Consider the following 17,909-nt stretch of genomic DNA (forward strand, 5'->3'; position numbering starts at 1 on the left):
ACAATGCCAGTCAGCTGGCTGCACTGCAGCATCGACGTGCAGACGCTCCCACGGCGCCTGCGTCGCGACTCGGCATCCCTTTCAGCGGACACCTGCATGACCGACACCCTCCGCCGCAACGATGCGGCCGCGCTGGAACGCTTTGGCTACACCCAGGAGCTCAAGCGGCAGCTGACGCTCAAGGACCTGCTGATCTACGGGCTGGTATTCATGGTGCCGACCGCGCCGTTCTCCATTTTCGGCGGCGTGTTCGACATCAGCGCCGGGATGGTGCCGCTGACCTACCTGCTCGGCTTCGTGGCGATGCTGTTCACCGCGTTGAGCTACCAGCAGATGTCGCAGGCGTTTCCGGTCGCCGGCTCGGTGTATGCGTATGTGGGACGCGGCCTGAGCAGCGGCATGGGCTTTCTGGCCGGCTGGGCGATCCTGCTGGATTATCTGCTGGTGCCCACCCTGCTCTACGTGGTCGGCGCCAACGCCATGCACAACGTATTGCCGGCGCTGCCGCAGCCGGCGTGGATCGCCTTCTTCGTGGTGCTCAACACGCTGGTCAACCTGCGCGGCATTGAAACCACCGCGCGTGCCAATCGCTTCTTCCTCTACGCGCAGCTGGTGGTGCTGGCGGTGTTCGTGGTGCTGGCCAGCCTGGCCATCCAGCGTGGCGTCAATGGTGCGCACTGGAACCTGCGTCCGTTCTACAACCCGCAGGCCTTTTCGCCGCAGCTGATCTTCAGCGCCTTGTCGGTGGCGGTGGTGTCGTTCCTGGGCTTCGATGCGATCTCCACGCTGTCCGAAGAAGCCCGTGGCGGCAATCGCGTGGTCGGGCGCGCGACCCTGCTGGCGCTGTTGCTGGTGGCGGGCTTGTTCGTGCTGCAGACCTGGCTGGCCGCGCTGCTGCAGCCCACCCTGCAACGCTATCCCGACGCGCAGGCCTCCAACGATGCGTTCTTCGAGATCGGGCGCCTGATCGCCGGGCCGTGGTTGCAGATCGTCATTGCACTCACGGTCGCGATCAGTGCGGCGATCGCCAACGCGTTGGTGGCGCAGGCCGCCACCTCGCGCCTGTTGTTCGCCATGGCGCGCGACCGCCAGCTGCCGGCCTTTCTGCGCTACATCCATCCACGCACCGGCGTGCCGCAGCGCGCCATCCTGCTGGTGGCAGGCCTGAGCATGGTGCTGGGCGAAGTCTTCGTCGGACAGATCGCGCTGCTGTCCTCGTTGTGCAATGTCGGCGCACTGACCGCCTTCATCCTGTTGCACGTGGCGGTGCTGTGGCATTTCCGCGGGCAGGTCCGCCGCGTGCTGTTGCATGTCGCCACGCCGTTGATCGGCATCGTGATCCTGGCCTATGTGCTGATCAATGCCGACCGGCATGCGCAACTCGGCGGCACAGCCTGGATGGTGGTCGGGCTTGCAGTGTTGGCGTTTTTGAAAGCCAGCGGTCGCTCGACCGACTTCCGCGCCAGCGACGCGTTGGAGTAATCCGTCGCGAGCCGATATGCAGCCTTGCTGCTGGCTGCCGGCGTGCGGCGACATGCCTGCTTGCAGGAACGTTGAGCGCACCTTGTTAAAGCCCGCCAAGGTTATGCGCGCTCGCCATCCCGCATGCAGCGTATCTACCTGCATCGCCTGACAGCTTGATCAAGGCAGCGCTGCCGGTGCGCTGCGCGACCGCAGTCGCCGCAGGTAGAGCGTCATACGTGTTGCAGATATGCGGCGTCATGCGCATGCGCCAGGCCACTGGCAGGGCGTGCACACGTCGACTCTGTGTGCAAAACACGATTATCTTTTTATCGACCGCCAATCTCTGAACGAGATTTTCAGCACATATTCAGCTTGAAACATTCGCTAGTCTCGTTCGGCGCCAACGATGGCGCCCGCTCGCTGTGGCCCCCGCTGCAGCCTGTCGTTCCCTGATGAGAAGGACTACCCATGAATCGCAAGAATGCCTTGTACCTGGCGCTGTTTTCCGCCGTTTCCGGCGCTGCACTGGCAACGCCGCCGACCGAAATGGATGCGGCGCCGGTGAGTACCGCGCCGCAGGCGGCCAAGCTCGGCGCGGCGACGTTGCAGTCGGCAAGTCTGCGTGGCGGCATCCTGCCCACGCGTGTGGTGCAACTCACTGCGCCCACCAGCACCGAGATCGGTCGCGTGCGTGAGCGTCGCATCGCACAGGTCAAACATGGGCAGCCCCTGCAGATCGGGTTTTCGCGCGCGGTGGCCAAGCCCCTGGTGAATCTGGCCACGCTCGATTGGCAGATGGCCAAAGATGGCTCACGCGTGGCGACCCTGAAGGTCGGCTCCGCGCAGGCGGCCTCGCTGCGTGCATCGCTGATCCTGCGTGGTGCCGGCGCCACGCCGGGCGATCCGTCCAAGGTGACGCTGCGCTTTGCCGGCGACGATGGCCGGGTATTCGAGCAATCCGGTGCCAGCTTCGCCGCCAGCGGCGACGCCATCGGCTGGTCGCCCACCGTCAGCGGCGAGAATCTGTTGGTGGAGCTGTCGCTGCCGGCCGGCCAGTATCCGGAGAACTTCAGCCTGAGCATCCCGCAGCTGTCGCACCTGGACATCAGCCCCACCGCCAGCGCGCGCGACATGATGACCATTGCCATCGGCGAGAGCGATTCCTGCCAGAACGATATCGTCTGCCGCGCCAATCCCACCGCCGGCTTCACCAATGCCGCAAAGGCGGTGGCGCGCATGGTGTTCACCACCAGCCAGGGCTCGTTCCTGTGCACCGGCACGCTGCTCAACAACACCAACTCGCCCAAGCGCAACCTGTTCTGGACTGCAGCGCATTGCATCAGTACGCAGACGGTCGCCAACACACTGCAGACCTACTGGTTCTACGACGCGGCCAGCTGCAATGGCAATACCGCCAGCTCGCAGGCCACCACCTTGACCGGCGGTGCATTCCTGCGCCACGCCAACACCACGCGCGATACCGCGTTGCTGGAGCTGAAGACCGCACCGCCAAGCGGCGCATTCTATGCGGCATGGAACAGCGCGGCGATCGGCGCGACCGGCACATCGATCGTCGGCATCCACCACCCGTCCGGCGACGTCAAGAAGTATTCGCTGGGCACCGTCAACGGGCTGAGCACCAGCATCGACGGCAAGAGCCCGCTGTACCGTGTGGTCTGGAACGATGGCGTCACCGAGGGCGGCTCGTCCGGCTCGGGCCTGTTCACCGTCGCCAGCGGTGGCGCCTACCAGCTGCGCGGCGGCCTGTATGGCGGCTACTCGTTCTGCACCGCGCAGACCGATCCGGATTACTACTCGCGCTTCTCGGACGTGTATTCCAGCATTTCCACCTACTTCGGCCCGTAAGCGGGTGATGCGCGTGGCAGGCGGTTAGCGCCTGCCACGTGCGACTGCGCCTGGCCTGTGCATAGTGTGGTGGATTGTTTGATGTGCTGTGTGGATCGATCTGTGCGGGTTGATGTTTTCTGCACTGACCCTTGGACCTTATCGGCCACGCGCGTCAGTCGTCATGCACTTCATCTGCAGTGCCCGGATGATGCAGACTTGGCAGCTCGTCCTTCACCTGGATCGGCATGCCCGTTCAACGCACTCCTTGTGTCATCGCCGTAGCTGCCCTCCTGGCCTTGTCGCTACAGGTCACCGCCCATGCAGCCGGCAAACCCGCCAATCGCGACGACGTCAAGGCCTACGCGCTGCAGCTGTGCCTGGACAACAACTATGAGCGTAGCGGCAAATACACCGCCGACCAGCTGCGCGATCGCTCGTATCTGCTGACGACCTATGCGCTCGACAATGCCAAGACCGGTGCCACCGACCGCCTGCATCGCTTCGTGGCCGAGCAGACGGCAGACTTCCATCGCGCCGAAGTGCCGATGAAGGACGAAGCCCGCCGCGGTCCGTTCAACAGGATCTTCGCGCAATGCATGGCGTTTTATCGTTCGCCTGCGTTGAACGCGTTCATTGCACAGGAACTCTGAAGGCAATCGATGCAAGCCCACCGTTGGAAGGCAACGGATGGATCGGCGTGGCCGATTCGGTGCGGGCCATCGGATCGAGCAGTACACGCACCGCGTGCGTCGCAGTTGCTGCTCTCCTGCATCGGGCGCGAGCATGCCAGTGCCGAGGTTTGCGTGAGCCATTCGCAAACCCGGCAGCCCCACGCTAGTCTGAGGCACTTCCACGCCCCGCCTGGCACATCCTCTTCCCCGCTTCGACAGGAGCCGTCATGTCCGCCACTTCGCCACGCCCTTCCCGTCGCCAGGTGCTGCGCATCGCGCTGGCAGCGGCCACGCTGAGCGTGACGAGCCAGCTCGGTGCCGCACTACGGCGCGCACCGAAGGAAGACCCTGCGCCGTCGGACCCGGCGTCACCGGCGCCCTTCCCGGCCAACGGCAGCGTGCTGGTGCTGCTCGGCACCAAGGGCGGCCCCACGCCATCACCGCTGCGCGCCGCGGCCGCCAATGCGCTGGTCATCGACGGGCAGCCCTACCTGATCGACTGCGGCAATGGCGTTGCACAGCAACTGGCCAAAGCCGGCATCCGCCTGCCTGCGCTGCGCGACATCTTCCTGACCCATCACCACTCCGACCACAACGCCGACCTGCTCAACGTGGTCTGGCTGGCGTGGGCCAGCGGACTGCAGACGCCGGTGCATTTGTACGGCCCGCCCGGTATCGCCAGGATGGTGGATGCCTTTGTCGAGATGAATGCCATCGACATCGATGCGCGCATCCGCGAAGAAGGCCGCCCGCCGTTCAAGCAGCTGATCCATGTGCACGAGTTCGACCAGCCCGGCACGGTGCTGCAGAACGACCAGGTCACCGTCACCGCGACGCTGGTGGATCACTACACGCTCAAGCCGGCGTTCGCCTATCGTTTTGCCGCGCGCGACCGCACGGTGGTGTTCTCCGGCGATACGCGTTACCTGCCTGCACTGGCCGAATTCGCGAGGGACACCGACATCCTGGTGCACGAGGTGATGTATCTGCCCGCGCTGGAAAAGATGCTCAAGACCAACGACAACGCACCGACCTTGCTCGACCATCTGCTCAAGAGCCATTCCACCAGCGAGGAAGTCGGCAGGATCGCTTCAGCGGCCAACGCAAGGATGCTGGTGCTCAATCACTTTGTGCCTGGCGGCGACCCCACGATCACCGATGCGATGTGGAGCGAGGGCGCGCGCAAGCACTATGCCGGGCCGATTGTGGTCGGCAAGGATCTGATGCATTTGTAGCGAAGCAGTTGGGCACTGTAGCGATGGATCCGGCTGCGCACTGTCATCAGCGCATTCGACCTGTAGCCGGCGGTGATGTCGCCAACCGCTATCAAAGCGGCACGCAATCTCCAAACACCGCGTAGAGCGGGCATGGCACAGCAGGCGACACTGCATCTGTGGTCTCGTGTGTCCAAGAGCGGCTAACACGTAGCAAGCAGTCGCCAGGTGGACGTGGACGGCGCGCTCGGAACCGGGGTGGAAGGGCGCGACGAGCGTTTCCGGTGACGCTCAATTGCGCGCGGGCGCGCTCCTACATTGGTCTGGCCCGTGCCGACTGCCCGTACCGGCCTGCCTTACCGACTGCACGGAGCAAGCCGCCCGTGCCGCGTCGCGTTGCCGAGCCGGGCCAGGACCTGCTGGCGCCGTGCCGGTTGTGGGCAGCGGCTGCGCCTGCCTGCCGGCGGCGCCCCAGCGTTGCCAGCCGCTCTACGTCACCACCGGACTGCGCAGGCCCCACACGCCCGCACCTGCCTTGCAATACGCGTCGATAAACGCCTGCTGCGACGGCATCTGCTCCACCGCGTGCCGGATCGGCTGGGCGATGCCGTCGAGCAGGCGACGCAGATCGCGATCGGACAGCGCGCGCGCCAGCGGATGATGCTGCTCGGGCACGATGCCCTGCCCCATCAGCACATGGGTCCAGGAGTCGACGCGGAACAGTTCATCGGCCGCTTGCCAGGCGTGTGCGCGTTCGCGCCAGGCGCGCAGGCGCAGCGCCAGCGATTCGGGCAACTCCATCGCGCGGCATTGCCGCCATAGCGGTTCCTCGCGCTGGGTGGCGTGGTAATGCAGGATGATGAAGTCGCGCACATGTTCCATTTCGGCGCGGCTGATGTCGTTGAACAGCTCCACCTGCGAGGGCGCAATGCCATCCGCCGGGAACAAGCTGATCAGGCGCACCACGGCGGCGATGGTGAGATGGATGCTGGTGGATTCCAGCGGCTCGATAAAGCCGCTGGCCAGGCCCAGCGACACCACGTTCTTGTTCCAGGCCTTGAGGCGGCGGCCGGTGCGGAACGGCACCAGCCAGGGGTCTTTCAGCGCAGGCGCGGCCACATCGCGTAGCAACTTGGCATGTGCCTCGTCGTCGGACAGGTGTTTGCTGGAAAAGACCAGGCCATTCCCAACGCGATGCTGCAGCGGGATATGCCAGCGCCATCCGGCTTCGTGCGCGATGGCGCGGGTGTACGGCACCGGCGGGCCAAGCGCTTCGGTCTGCACCGCAACGGCGCGATCGCACGGCAACCAATGGCTCCAGTCTTCGTAACCGGTGTGCAATGCCTGCTCGATCACCAGGCCGCGAAAACCGCTGCAATCGATGAACAGGTCGCCCTCGAGCACCTGCCCGTCTTCCAGCAGCAGGCTGGCGACATCGCCACTGTCCGGCTGCAAGGTCACCTGCTGGATCCTGCCTTCGATACGCCTGACGCCACAGGCTTCGCTGCGCGTGCGCAGGAACCTGGCATACAGCGCGGCATCCAGGTGATAGGCATAGTTGACCGCAGGCTCGCGCAGCAAGGCGAAACGGTCGACGCGCGAAGCCACGGTTTCCAGGCAGTAATCGCCAAAGCTGCCTGGCATGCTGCGGCGCTGGCTCTCCAGCCACAGATGGTGGAAGGCGCACACCAGCGTGCTTTGCCCGGTGATGCCGAACGGATGAATATAGCGCTCGCCCTGGTGGCGCCAATGCTCGAAGGAGATCGACAACTTGAAGGTGCCGGCCACCGCGCGCAGGAACTCCTGCTCGTCGATCTGCAGGAAGCGATGGAAGCGGCGGATCGGCGGCACCGTGGATTCGCCCACACCCACGGTACCGATCTGCTCGGACTCGACCAGCGTGATCTCCAGCAGCTCGCGGAATTGATGCGACAGTGCGCAGGCGGCGATCCAGCCAGCGGTGCCGCCGCCGGCGATGACGACCTTGCGAATCGGGGCCTGGCTCACTGCGCGCTCCTGGGTGATGGATCCGGGGTGAGGTCTTGATTGATCGTCTGGACAACGCGGGTGGACCGCAGGGAGCGGAACGCGCGCGTGGCACCTGCCAATGCCGCACATCGGCCCTTCCCTCCCGGCAGCTGCGCAGTTGTCCGGCCAGTGGCCTTGGAGCCGATCGCGCGCATCACCGGTTGAGCCTGCCGAGCAACAGCGCGCGCAGCTGTCGCGCCAGCGTGGGGTCGATCGGGCCCAGCGCATGCCGTGCCTGCTCGGGCAGGTGCTCGCCCGCGCGCTCGGCAGGGCCGAACACGTAGTAGTCGAACAGGGCGCGCCAGGCTTCCTTCTCCGCTGCCGGGCGGTCGCGGATGGCCCACAGCGCGTGATACAGCGCGGGCATCGGCGCCGGCAGATGCGCGGGCACGCTGCTCCACCAGTAGTTGACCAGCACGTTGAATGGCTGCAGCGATTGCACGTGATGCCACCACATGCCGGGAATGAATACTGCATCGCCCGGCTCCAGCACAACGGTGCGCGCCTGCGCCAGCGCCTGGGCGAAGCGTGGATACCGCAGCAGATCCGGATTGGCGATATCCACCATGCTCACGACCTGCCCACCCGGCGTGGGATCCAGCGGGCCGGGATACAGGTTGGCCACCTGCTCGGGCGGAAACAGCGTGAAGCGACGTTGCCCCACCGTGCAGCAGGCCAGGTTGTTGGGCGCATCGTAGTGGCAGGAAGCAGTGACGCGATTGCCGATCCAGATACTCGGCTGCACCGCGATGCCGCTGGCGGCGAAATCCAGATCATTGCCTGCGCGCAAGCCCGGGAGATTGTCGTCAATAGGCAACGACGCCAGATAATACGTGGGCGGCTGCGGGTCGTCGCGATGCGTCACGATCGCTTCCAGCAAGCTGCTCAAGCTGCCGCGCTGCACCTCGAAATTCAGCGCACTGCAATCGTCGGTATAGAACGGCCGGCCGGCGATCTCCGGGCCGCCGCGGGAATACTGCAGGGGGCGTCCACTATCGTGCGCGCGCAGCAGCGCCATCGCCTCCTCGGGGCTGCGCAACCCGGCCTGCACCAGCGACCAGTCGCGTGCGACGCCACGCAGCACCACCGGCTCGGCGGCATCGCACAGCGCGGCAAGCGGCAGCGCGTCGGGGTGGCAATCGCTGCGCTCGGCGACGGCCGCGAGGGAGGAGAAGGCTGCGCCGGTCGTCATGCGCTCAGGCGAACGCAGCAGTCGCAGACGCAGTGTGCGCCTGCTGCAGGCGGCGCTGCTTCTCGGCCATCAGCCGACGCACGTTGTGCAGCGAGGCCAGCATCAGGAACGCAGCCTCCAGATAGCCGGCCCGATGCAGTTGCTGCAACGAGGACGCATCGAGTGCGGCAAGCCGCTCGCGGTCGATGGCGAACAGGCCTTCCAGCTTGGTGGCGTGCGTGGCATCCAGCGTGACATCCAGCTGCACCGGCTGGATCAGCCCCAACGCATCCAGCGCGGCCGCCATCGCCTGGCCGGCATCCACACCGTCGCGGATGCCGCGCAATACACCGATGATGTGCTCCAGGTACGGGCTATGGCCGCCCTGCGGAAGAAATACCGCCTCGCCTTCGTGACGGCTGATGCGCGGGTGCTCCAGATCGACGTGGATCACCGGCTCCTGCACCAAGGCGCCCTCGATGCGCTGCTCCTGGAAGCCGATCAGAAACGGTCCCTTGGCGACGATGCCGGGCAGATAGCTGGCAGTCCAATGGCCGTCCTGCAGGAACAGATTCTCGTCCTGTGCAAAGCCCAGCAGCGCCACCGACTGGTAGCCGCCGGTGGCTGGATCCTTGCGAAAGAACAGCGGGTACTCGCGCTGCAGCTCGGCGTATTCGGTGACGAACGCCGGCACCAGGCCCAGCGCATCACCGAACTCGGCACCGAAGCGCAGCACGACGCGCAGATCGTGATGCGCCACATTATTGAGCACTGCGTATCGCGTCATCTGAAACTCCAACGGTGCTCCGCCACGGAGCACCGCATTGCGTGGAATGCGTCGATCGCGCGGCCAGGTACCGCACTTGCTGGTGGCGAGCATTGCCAAAAAGCGGCAGACCGGCAAGCGGCACAGCAGCATCGGGACCTGGCCTGCAGCAACCTATATCGCCGGTGTGACCCGGCGGCGGCCGTGTGTGGGTGCAAGCAAGCGCCGCGTGTGCCGGCGACACCAAGGGATGCGCGGCGGCATCCAGCTCGCGCCTGCGGTTGCGGCCGCCGGACCGGTGCCACGCAGGCTGACGACTCGATGCGGCCACGTGGCGCAGCCAGCGAACGCTCGCCGGCCGCCTTCGAAAAAGCGCGCGACTGGCCCGCACCAGCCCGCACGTCGGCATCGGCCACACCAGGCACCGGCTGCGCTCACCGGGAGGGAAGTGAGCGCAGCCGGTGGGTCAGAACGCGTAACGCACACCCAGCGTGTAGCGTGGCTGCTGGTCGATCAGGCGGATGATCTGCTTGTCCGAGCGCCCATGCCAACGCACGTCTTCGCCGGTGAGGTTGATCGCCTCAAAGCCCACGGAAAGTTGCTTGCTGAAGCTGTAGCTGACGCTGAGGTCCCACTGCTGATACGCCTCGACGTAGTACGGATTGCGGTTGGCATTGTCCTGGTTGGCGGCGATCAGATACTCGTCGCGCCAGTTCCAGGCCAGGCGCGCGCTCCAGCCGTATTTTTCGTACATCAGCATCACGTTGGCGGTGTCGCTGAGGCCAAGCAGCGCAAACTGGTCGCGATCGATCACGGTGTTGTCGAAGCCCACATCGCCTTCGACGATGGTGTAGTTGGCGTAGATGCCGAAGCCGGTGCTGTCGAAGAAGTACTGCCCGCCCAATTCCCAGCCGTGGATGTTGGCCTTGTTCTGGTTGACCGGGCGCGACACGTCGAACTGATACAGCGGATCGGAGGCATTGCCGACGATATCGTAGGCGTTCTCCAGTGCCAGGCTCTGCGCGGAGCTGCCGTTGTAGGCGGCCAGCCCGCCGGTGGCCGCGGCATTACGCAGCAGCGCCATCGCCGCAAAAAGCGAGGTGTCGTTGGCCGAGCACGCCGCCGCGACGTCGTTGCCGGAGGCGCCCACCTGCGCCGCACAGGCGCCGCTCTGCAGGAACGCCAGCGCGGCCTGCGCGTCAGGACCGGAGGTGGGATCGCTCAGCCCGTACAGGGATTCGCGCGAGACCGTGTTGCCGATGAAGTTGCTGACGCGTTTGTTCCAGAACGTGGCCGACACGTAGCTGGCATCGGCGAAGTACCACTCCAGCGCCAGATCGAGGTTGTCCGATTCCAGCGGGTCCAGTTGCGGGTTCTGCGAGCTGCCGCCGGCACGGTTGGACGGATTGATCAGGATCGAGCCATTGGGCGTATTCGGCGTCGGGCCGGCAATCAGGTTGTTGTAGGGCGCGCGTGCGATGGTCTGGCCGAACGAGGCGCGCCCCTTCAGCTGATCGGAGATGTCGATGCTGAAGTCCAGATTGGGCAGGATGTAGTTGTAGCTGGTCTTCTCGCTGAAGGGCTGCTGCTCGGTGGAGCGCAACAGCTGGAAGTCATTGTTGGCCTGCCACAACAACGCCGTGGGCGTGGCCACCTGCGAGGTGGATTCCACATCGGTGCGCTCGTAGCGCAAGCCCAGCCGCGTATTGGTGGTCATGCCGGAGATGTCGCCCTTCAGTTCCAGCTGCACGTAGGCAGCGCGGGTCTTCTCTTCCACCTGGTTGTCGGCGCTGTATTGCGGGTTGTAGCGGGTGGTGGCGCCGTACTGGCTGCCACCCCACAGCGCCAGCTGATCGGCATCGCCGCGCCATGCATTGGGCGCGGCGCCATTGGCGTTGAAGTCCTTGAACATGCCGGTGATGCTCACCGGCCGCAGCAGCGCCTGCATGCCGGGCTCGTTGCCGGCGTTGGCCACGCCCCAGTCACCCAGCGTGGAATTGGTGTCGCTGGTGAGCCGGTTCATGGTGGTATTGGCGGTACTCACGCCGAACTGGAAGCGCCCGTCCTCGAAATCGAAGGTACCGTCCATGCGGCCTTCCTTGATCTCGGTGACCTGCGATTGATAGAAGATGCGCAGGACCTGCGAGCCAAGCTCGGCGGGGGTGAAGTCCGGGTTGAGCACGCCGTTGGTGCCGGCCAGGGAATCGGCAGCGGTGGGATACCAGGTGCGTGCGCCAATCGGCAGGCCATTGTTGAAGCGCAGCTCCTGCCCCCATTGACCGCCGCAGGACGGGCCGTTGCTGCAGTTGTTGGTGCCGGCGAAGCTGAAGTACGTGGCGCTGCCGCCGGTGACCGGGTCGTTGGGCAGGCTCTTGGTCTTGGAGTTGTGCGCATCGAAGGACAGCTGGAAGCGGTCGCTCACCTGCCAGTCGGCATTGAAGCCGAGCGAGCCGAGCGTGTACTTCTGCTCGTTGCGCTGCTGCTCCATACCGAAGTCCTTGGCGCCGTTGGGCACGTCGCGCAGATACACCGGGGTGGCCACCGCCTGGCCGGTGTCGAAGGTCAGATCGGTGAAGCTGTTGGCGCGCTGCAGCCAGATGCCCTGCTCGCCGCGCTCTTCGCGGATTTCGTTGGACGAATAGGTGTAGTCCAGGGTCAGGGTCAGGCTGTCGCTGGGCGCGAACTGCATCACCGCCTGGCCATTGGTGCGCTCGCGCTGGAAGTCGGCGAAGGCATAGCGCAGATCGTTGGGCATGCCGTAGAGCTGACCGATCGCCGGTGCATTGGTCACCACCGCATCCGGGCGCAGGGCCGGGTCGGTACCGGTCCAGCGCTGGATGTTCCAGGTGTTTTCGGTGGCCTGCACCGAGCCGCCATGGCGCTTCTGGTAACTGCCGCTCAGGCCGATGCCGAAGGTCTTGTCGGGATTGGTATAGCTGAAGATGCCGGAGACTTCAGGAGTGAGCGAATCGCCGAACGGCTGCGAACGATCCGACACCATCTTGGCGCCGGCATTGGCCACCACGCCTTCGTGATTGAACGGCTTGTCGGTCTGGATGTTGATGGTGGCGCCGATGCCGCCGCTGGGCGCGGTGGCACGGCTGGTCTTGAACACCTCGATGCCGGTGATGGCTTCGGAGGCGAGCTGGGCGAAGTTGAACGCGCGCGTGCCCACATCCACACCACCGATCGGGGTCTGGCCCGGCGCGCCGAACGCATCGGCACCGGGAATCAGGCGGCCGTTGAGGGTGACGGTATTGAACTGCGGGCCGAAGCCGCGCGCGGTGACCTGCGCGCCTTCGCCATCGCGGCGCTCGATCGAGATACCGGTGATGCGTTGCAGCGACTCGGCCAGATTGGTATCGGGAAATTTGCCGATGTCTTCGGCGCTGATCGCATCCACCACGCCGGCAGCATCGCGCTTGATGCCCATCGACTGATCCAGGCTGCTGCGGATGCCGGTGACATTGACCGCATCCAGGGTGGTGGCGGTTTGGGCGCCGGACTGCGGTGGCGGCACCTGCTGCGCGGCAACGTCCTGCGCAAAGGCGGGGTTGATCACCAGGATGCCACCGACGAAGGTAAACATGGCCTTCGACTTGAACTTGCTCAACGTACGACGCATCGATCTATCCTCGGGTCTGGAGTCCAACACCCACGGCCGTGGTCGCGGAATGCGACGCGGCGCTTGCCTGGCCACGGGCCTGGACGGCACGTGACATACATCCCTGCACAGCACTTGCTCTGATCCGCCGCCTCGACTGCCGGCGCATCCCCCCTGATGCAAGCCATGTGCGTGCCACGTCCTCACGGACGCGCCGTGCACCTGGCGCTCTACCGCACCTGCGACTGCCTTCCCAACCAGTACGCCTGCACCACGTGTCTCGCCCTGCGCCTCTGCATGCAACCGCGTACCAGCGGTCAATGCAGGACTGATAGCGCTAACACGGGGCGCAGCCTAGTCACGCGTGGCGGGGCTTGTCACCGTGCGTTGCAGCAAACACACCAAGCCACATGCAGGCACAAAACACCGCGTGCGCTTGAGTCCGCAGTGCGAAAGCAGGCGCAGCGTGGCTGTAAGCGTTACCAGCCAGTGGTGGCGATAACTACGCCGCAACGGCGCAGTTGCATGTCGTCGCTTGGCCGCAGCAACACCATACGAAGCAGTTGCGCAAAACAGCGCGAGAATCGCAGCGCGGCCGCCTTCAACGGCGATGTGCTGAGGCGCACACGCGTGGCAGTGGACGCCGATGCGAGCACGTCATTGCGCGCTTGTGCGCGACATCGGACTGCAGGGCGCAACGAAAAAACGGCGCAATCGCTGCAATCGATTGCGCCGCTGGTGACGGTGAACCGCGTGGGCGGAACGCTCGCAGCATCTGCGCCATTGCAGCGCAGACGCCAGCGATCGGCAGCCGCTAGCCGATCGTATCGACCTGGTTGTCGCCACGCTGGGCATCGGGCAATGCATGGTCCGGATCCAGCGTCACGTGCAGCACTTTCTGCGTGGTCGGCAGCGTCAGCGTGGGCGCGGTGTTCTGCAGCCAGGTTTCCACCGGCACGCGGCGGTCCAGATGGCTGCCGTCGGCCAGGTCCACCCGCACGGTGACCGGCATCACCAGTTTCTGGCGGCTGCGCAGCGTGAGTTGCAGGCCCTTGGCAGGATCGTGATCGACGTAATGGGCCTCGCTGATGCCCATGTCCAGCTGCCAGTTGTTGAGATACCAGCCGCGCCACCACCAGGCCAGATTCTCGCCACTCTCGCTTTCCATCAGCCGGAAGAAATCCGACGGCGTCGGATGCTTGTAGGCCCAGGTCGCGATATATTTGCGGAAGGCCGGATCGAAGCGCTCCGGCCCCAGGATCTGCTCGCGCAACAACACCAGCCCCAACGCGCCCTTGAAATAGGTCAGCGAATGCCGGTAGGTCTCGCTGGTGGAATCGGCGTTGTCCATCAATGTCGGCGCACCGGCATCGGCCAGCAGCGGCAGGATTTCGTCGACCGGGTTGCCGCCCTTGGGCGCATATTCCGAATCGCGCTTGGGCGCGTACTCGCCCTTGTTGAAGGCATCGGATGCATAGACGTCGATGAAGGTGTTGAAGCCTTCGTCCATGAACGCGTGGCGGCGCTCGTTGGAGCCGACGATCATCGGGAACCAGGTGTGTCCGATCTCGTGCGCGGTGATCCAGAACAACTCCTTGCCGCTGTCCTCGAAACCATCGAAGACGATGCCCGGATATTCCATGCCCGCACCGTACCCGCCCAGGTTGATCGCGGCCGGCCACGGATACGGGTACCACTGCGAGAAATGTTCGATCGCGCCCTTGACGTATTCGGTGGAGCGGTTCCACTTGTCCGCGCCCACGCCCTCCAGCGGATACACCGACATCGCCAGCGACTGCTTGCCGCCCGGCAGCTTGATGCGCGCGGCATCCCACACGAACGCAGGCGAGGCGGCAAACGCAACATCGCGGGTGTTGTCCATATGGAAGCGCCAGGTGCGCGTGGTGTTTCCCGCAGGTTTGGCAGCGCGCGCGCTCACTTCCTCGGGCGTGCGGATCAGCACCGTACGATCGCTGCTGCGTGCCTGCTGCAGGCGTTGCTGCTCGCTGCGGCTGAGCACCTCGGCCGGATTGGTCAGCGCGCCCGAACCGGCGACCAGGAAGCCCTCCGGCACGGTCACCGCGTAGTCGAAGTCGCCGTACTCCAGATAGAACTCCGAGCCCAGATACGGCTGCGTGTCCCAGCCGCGCAGATCGTCGTAGACGGCCATGCGCGGATACCACTGTGCAATCTCGTAGATCTCGCCCTGCTTGCTGGCACTGACCGCAGTGCGCCCGCCCCAGGTGCCCGGAATCGTGTAGCGGTAGCGGACATGCACGGTCAGCGCCTTGCCCTGCCCGGCCAACGGCTGCGGCAGGTCCACCCGCATGCGGGTGTCGTCGACGACGAAATGCGCAGGCTGGCGACGCCCTCCATCGTCGATCTCGACACTGGCGATCTGCATGCCGTCGGTGAACTGGGTGCGGCGCGACGGCCGGCTGGCGGCAGCGCGCGCATCGGCGCGGTAGATGTTCTGGTCCAGCTGCAGCCACAGCACGTCCAGCGTGTCCGGGCTGCGGTTGGTGTAGTGGATCGCCGCCTCGCCCGTGAGCGTGTGGGTCGCCGGGTCGATGCTGGCGTTGAGGCTGTAGTCGGCACGGTTCTGCCAGAACAGCGGGCCGGGGACGCCGCTGCCGCTGCGGTAGGCGTTGGGTGCATCGGGCAGTTGCAGCGGTGCGAACAAGGCCAGCGGATCGAAGACGCTTGCCGGCGCGGCGGCACTGGCGGCGGGCGCGGCATGCGCGGACGAGGTGATGCATGCCAGCGACAGCGCAACGGCGAGCGATCGGCGCAAGGTGGGGAACATGCGTGAAATCCTGCGGCGGAGGGGATCCCCATCCTACGGTCGCCTTCGCCAGGCACGGCACTGCCATTGGTCCCGGTTGCGGCATCAAACTTCTCGACGGTGACAGGCTGTCCGGGGCGCAGCAGCCGCGGCCCGCGCGCGATCTGCAGATGCCGATCGCACCAGCCCTGCCCTGGCGGCGGCTAGCCCGCGCTTGCCACCTCAATCGGCAGCAAGCCGCGACAAGCGCAACGCGCCATCCCCACCCTCGGCCAGCGCATCGCCCGGATTGCTCAGCCGGCAGCGGCGCAGCGACAGACAGCCGCAGCCGATGCAGTCGGTGAGCTGGTCGCGCAGGGCCTGCAGCTCGGCGATGCGCGCATCCAGTTGCGCGCGCCAACGTGCCGACATGCGTGCCCATTCCGCACGCGTGGGCGTGCGCTGGTCCGGCAGCACCGAGAACGCATCCAGCACCTGCTGCAACGGCACGCCGAGCCGTTGCGCCACGCGAATCACGGCGATGCGCCGCAACACGTCGCGCGCATAGCGGCGTTGATTTCCGGCAGTGCGCAGGCTGCGGATCAGCCCCTTGCGCTCGTAAAAATGCAAAGCCGACACCGCCACGCCACTGCGCTTGGCCACTTCGCCCACGGACAACTCACGCTGCATTGCCTTGACCTCAACCTTGGTTGAGGCAGGATGCTGCGCGGCCATGACCGGTGCAAGCCCCGTGGTCATGGCTCTACACACTTCAGTTTCTGGATGCTCGATGCCCGCCGATACCGCCCTGCCCGCCACGCCACTCAATGCGGCCCAACCCACTTCCATCCTGGCCGCGCCGTATCGCGCCGCAACGCTGGGCATGGTGGCACTGGTATCGCTCAATGCCTTCGAATCGCTGGCGGTGGCCGCCGCCATGCCGACCGTCGCGCGCGAATTGAATGGCTTGCCGCTGTATGCGCTGGCGTTCGGCGGCACCCTGGCGACCAGCGTGGTCGGCATGACCGCCGCCGGGCGCTGGAGCGACCGGCGTGGCCCCGGCGGGGCGCTGGCCTACGGCCTGCTGTGCTTCGTGATCGGCCTGCTGGTGGCAGGGCTGGCGCCGAGCATGCCGGTGCTGATTGCCGGCCGCCTGCTGCAAGGCCTGGGGGCTGGCGCGTATTCGGTGGCGCTGTATGTGATCGTCGGGCGCCTGTATCCGGAAGCCTTGCGGCCCCGCGTGTTTGCTGCGTTTTCGGCCGGCTGGGTGGTGCCGTCGTTGGTCGGGCCGGGCATCAGCGGATTGATCGTGCAGCACGTGGGCTGGCGCTGGGTGTTCCTGTCGGTGCCGCTGCTGGCGATACCGGCCGGGCTGATGCTGTGGCCGGCGATCCGCGGGCGCACTTGGTCCAGCGACACAGCCGGCGCGTCGCGTTCCGCGTTGCGCTGGGCGGTGGGTGCGGCCTTGGGCGTGCTCGGCGTGTATCTGGGCGGACAGCTGCACGGCACGAGCGCGTTGCTGGCGATGCTGCCGGCACTGGCGATCACCGTGTGCTGCGCCTGGCAGCTGTTGCCGGCCGGCACGCTGCGGCTTGCGCGCGGGCTGCCTAGCGTGATCGCGCTGCGCGGCATCGCGGCGGCGGCCTTCTTCGGCTTCGAGGCGTTCCTGCCGTTGCTGCTGTCGCGCGAGCGCGGCCTGTCGCCGCTGCTGGCCGGCGTGGCGCTGAGCGTCGGCGCGCTGGGCTGGTTCAGTGGCTCCTGGTACCAGGGCCATAGCCGCGCCGGCTGGTCGCGCTCACGCCTGCTCAAGACCGGTGCGTGCTTCATGTCGCTGGGCATCGTGATCAGCGCGGGAGCGGTGTGGCCGGTCATCCCGGTGCCGGTGGCGATTGCCGGCTGGGCGCTGACCGGCCTGGGCATGGGCCTGCTGTATCCGAGCCTGTCGGTGTTGACGTTGTCGCTGTCGCCGCCGGCGCAGCAAGGCGCCAACAGTTCGGCGCTGCAGTTAAGCGAGGCGATTGCGGTGGCCGGCATGCTGGCGCTGGCCGGCGCCTTGTTCGCCGCGCTGCTGGCCTCGGCGACTGCGGCCGCCTACCTGAGCGTGTTCGCCCTGGCATGGCTGCTGGCGGTGGCGGGCCTGTTGGTGGCGCGGCGGGTGTAATGGGTGTGCGGTGTGCGCGGTGTATCGAAGCAAGAGAACACTGATCGCGAGGCTGACGTGTCGCGCTCAGTCGATGTGTATCGCCCGCATCGCATGCAGCGCGCGTACGGTCTGCACGACTTGCTGGATCCGCCTGCTCGGCACGTCACGTTGGCATGACGCAACCCAGGCCGGCACATCCCATCGCCGATAGCGCAACCGACTTTGCCGATCCTGTC

At 65.9% G+C, this 17,909-nt stretch carries 11 protein-coding genes; 5 read left to right on the forward strand and 6 right to left on the reverse strand.

The annotated features are described in order from the left end of the window. Window positions 1-96 precede the first annotated feature (96 nt). From DGN21_RS13935 to DGN21_RS13950, 4 genes are all read left to right on the forward strand, one after another. Entirely contained in the window at window positions 97-1,482 is a 1,386-nt protein-coding gene (locus tag DGN21_RS13935) for an APC family permease (RefSeq protein ID WP_126965857.1), read from the forward strand. Between the two features lie 450 nt (window positions 1,483-1,932). Further along, window positions 1,933-3,330, forward strand: coding sequence for a trypsin-like peptidase domain-containing protein (locus DGN21_RS13940; RefSeq protein ID WP_024938725.1), 1,398 nt, complete (start codon window positions 1,933-1,935; stop codon window positions 3,328-3,330). A 227-nt stretch (window positions 3,331-3,557) separates the two neighbouring features. Further along, window positions 3,558-3,962 carry a hypothetical protein gene (locus DGN21_RS13945; RefSeq protein WP_054591468.1) on the forward strand — a complete coding sequence of 135 codons (405 nt, stop codon included), beginning with the start codon at window positions 3,558-3,560 and terminating at the stop codon, window positions 3,960-3,962. Window positions 3,963-4,210: 248 nt separating this feature from the next. Further along, window positions 4,211-5,218: an MBL fold metallo-hydrolase gene (locus tag DGN21_RS13950; RefSeq protein ID WP_126965856.1), complete on the forward strand. Its 1,008-nt coding sequence runs from the start codon at window positions 4,211-4,213 to the stop codon at window positions 5,216-5,218. Window positions 5,219-5,686: 468 nt separating this feature from the next. Here DGN21_RS13950 and DGN21_RS13955 read toward each other — a convergent pair whose 3' ends face one another. The 6 genes from DGN21_RS13955 to soxR all read right to left on the reverse strand — a co-directional run bounded on the left by DGN21_RS13955 (window position 5,687) and on the right by soxR (window position 16,220). Beyond that, the gene (locus DGN21_RS13955; protein WP_126965855.1) at window positions 5,687-7,204 is read right to left on the reverse strand and encodes a tryptophan halogenase family protein; all 1,518 of its coding nucleotides are present in this window, start codon (window positions 7,202-7,204) and stop codon (window positions 5,687-5,689) included. 175 nt (window positions 7,205-7,379) lie between these two features. Next, window positions 7,380-8,417 (reverse strand): cupin-like domain-containing protein, encoded by a 1,038-nt coding sequence (locus DGN21_RS13960; RefSeq protein WP_126965854.1) that lies wholly within the window; start codon window positions 8,415-8,417, stop codon window positions 7,380-7,382. 4 nt (window positions 8,418-8,421) lie between these two features. Beyond that, window positions 8,422-9,183 (reverse strand): SapC family protein, encoded by a 762-nt coding sequence (locus DGN21_RS13965; protein ID WP_126965853.1) that lies wholly within the window; start codon window positions 9,181-9,183, stop codon window positions 8,422-8,424. 445 nt (window positions 9,184-9,628) lie between these two features. Beyond that, on the reverse strand, window positions 9,629-12,787 hold the full coding sequence (locus DGN21_RS13970; protein ID WP_024938719.1) for a TonB-dependent receptor: 3,159 nt from the start codon (window positions 12,785-12,787) through the stop codon (window positions 9,629-9,631). A 793-nt stretch (window positions 12,788-13,580) separates the two neighbouring features. Next, complete coding sequence (locus DGN21_RS13975; RefSeq protein ID WP_160954520.1) at window positions 13,581-15,572, reverse strand: M1 family metallopeptidase; 1,992 nt, start codon at window positions 15,570-15,572, stop codon at window positions 13,581-13,583. 201 nt (window positions 15,573-15,773) lie between these two features. Continuing rightward, window positions 15,774-16,220 (reverse strand): redox-sensitive transcriptional activator SoxR, encoded by a 447-nt coding sequence (gene soxR / locus DGN21_RS13980; protein ID WP_065032607.1) that lies wholly within the window; start codon window positions 16,218-16,220, stop codon window positions 15,774-15,776. 100 nt (window positions 16,221-16,320) lie between these two features. Here soxR and DGN21_RS13985 point away from each other — a divergent pair, with 100 nt between their 5' ends. Beyond that, a complete protein-coding gene (locus DGN21_RS13985; protein WP_126965852.1) occupies window positions 16,321-17,691 on the forward strand; it encodes an MFS transporter in 1,371 nt (456 codons plus the stop codon). The last annotated feature ends 218 nt before the right edge of the window (window positions 17,692-17,909 follow it).

This window comes from Xanthomonas sp. MLO165, from assembly GCF_018831305.1.
Taxonomy (GTDB): Bacteria; Pseudomonadota; Gammaproteobacteria; order Xanthomonadales; family Xanthomonadaceae; genus Xanthomonas; species Xanthomonas arboricola.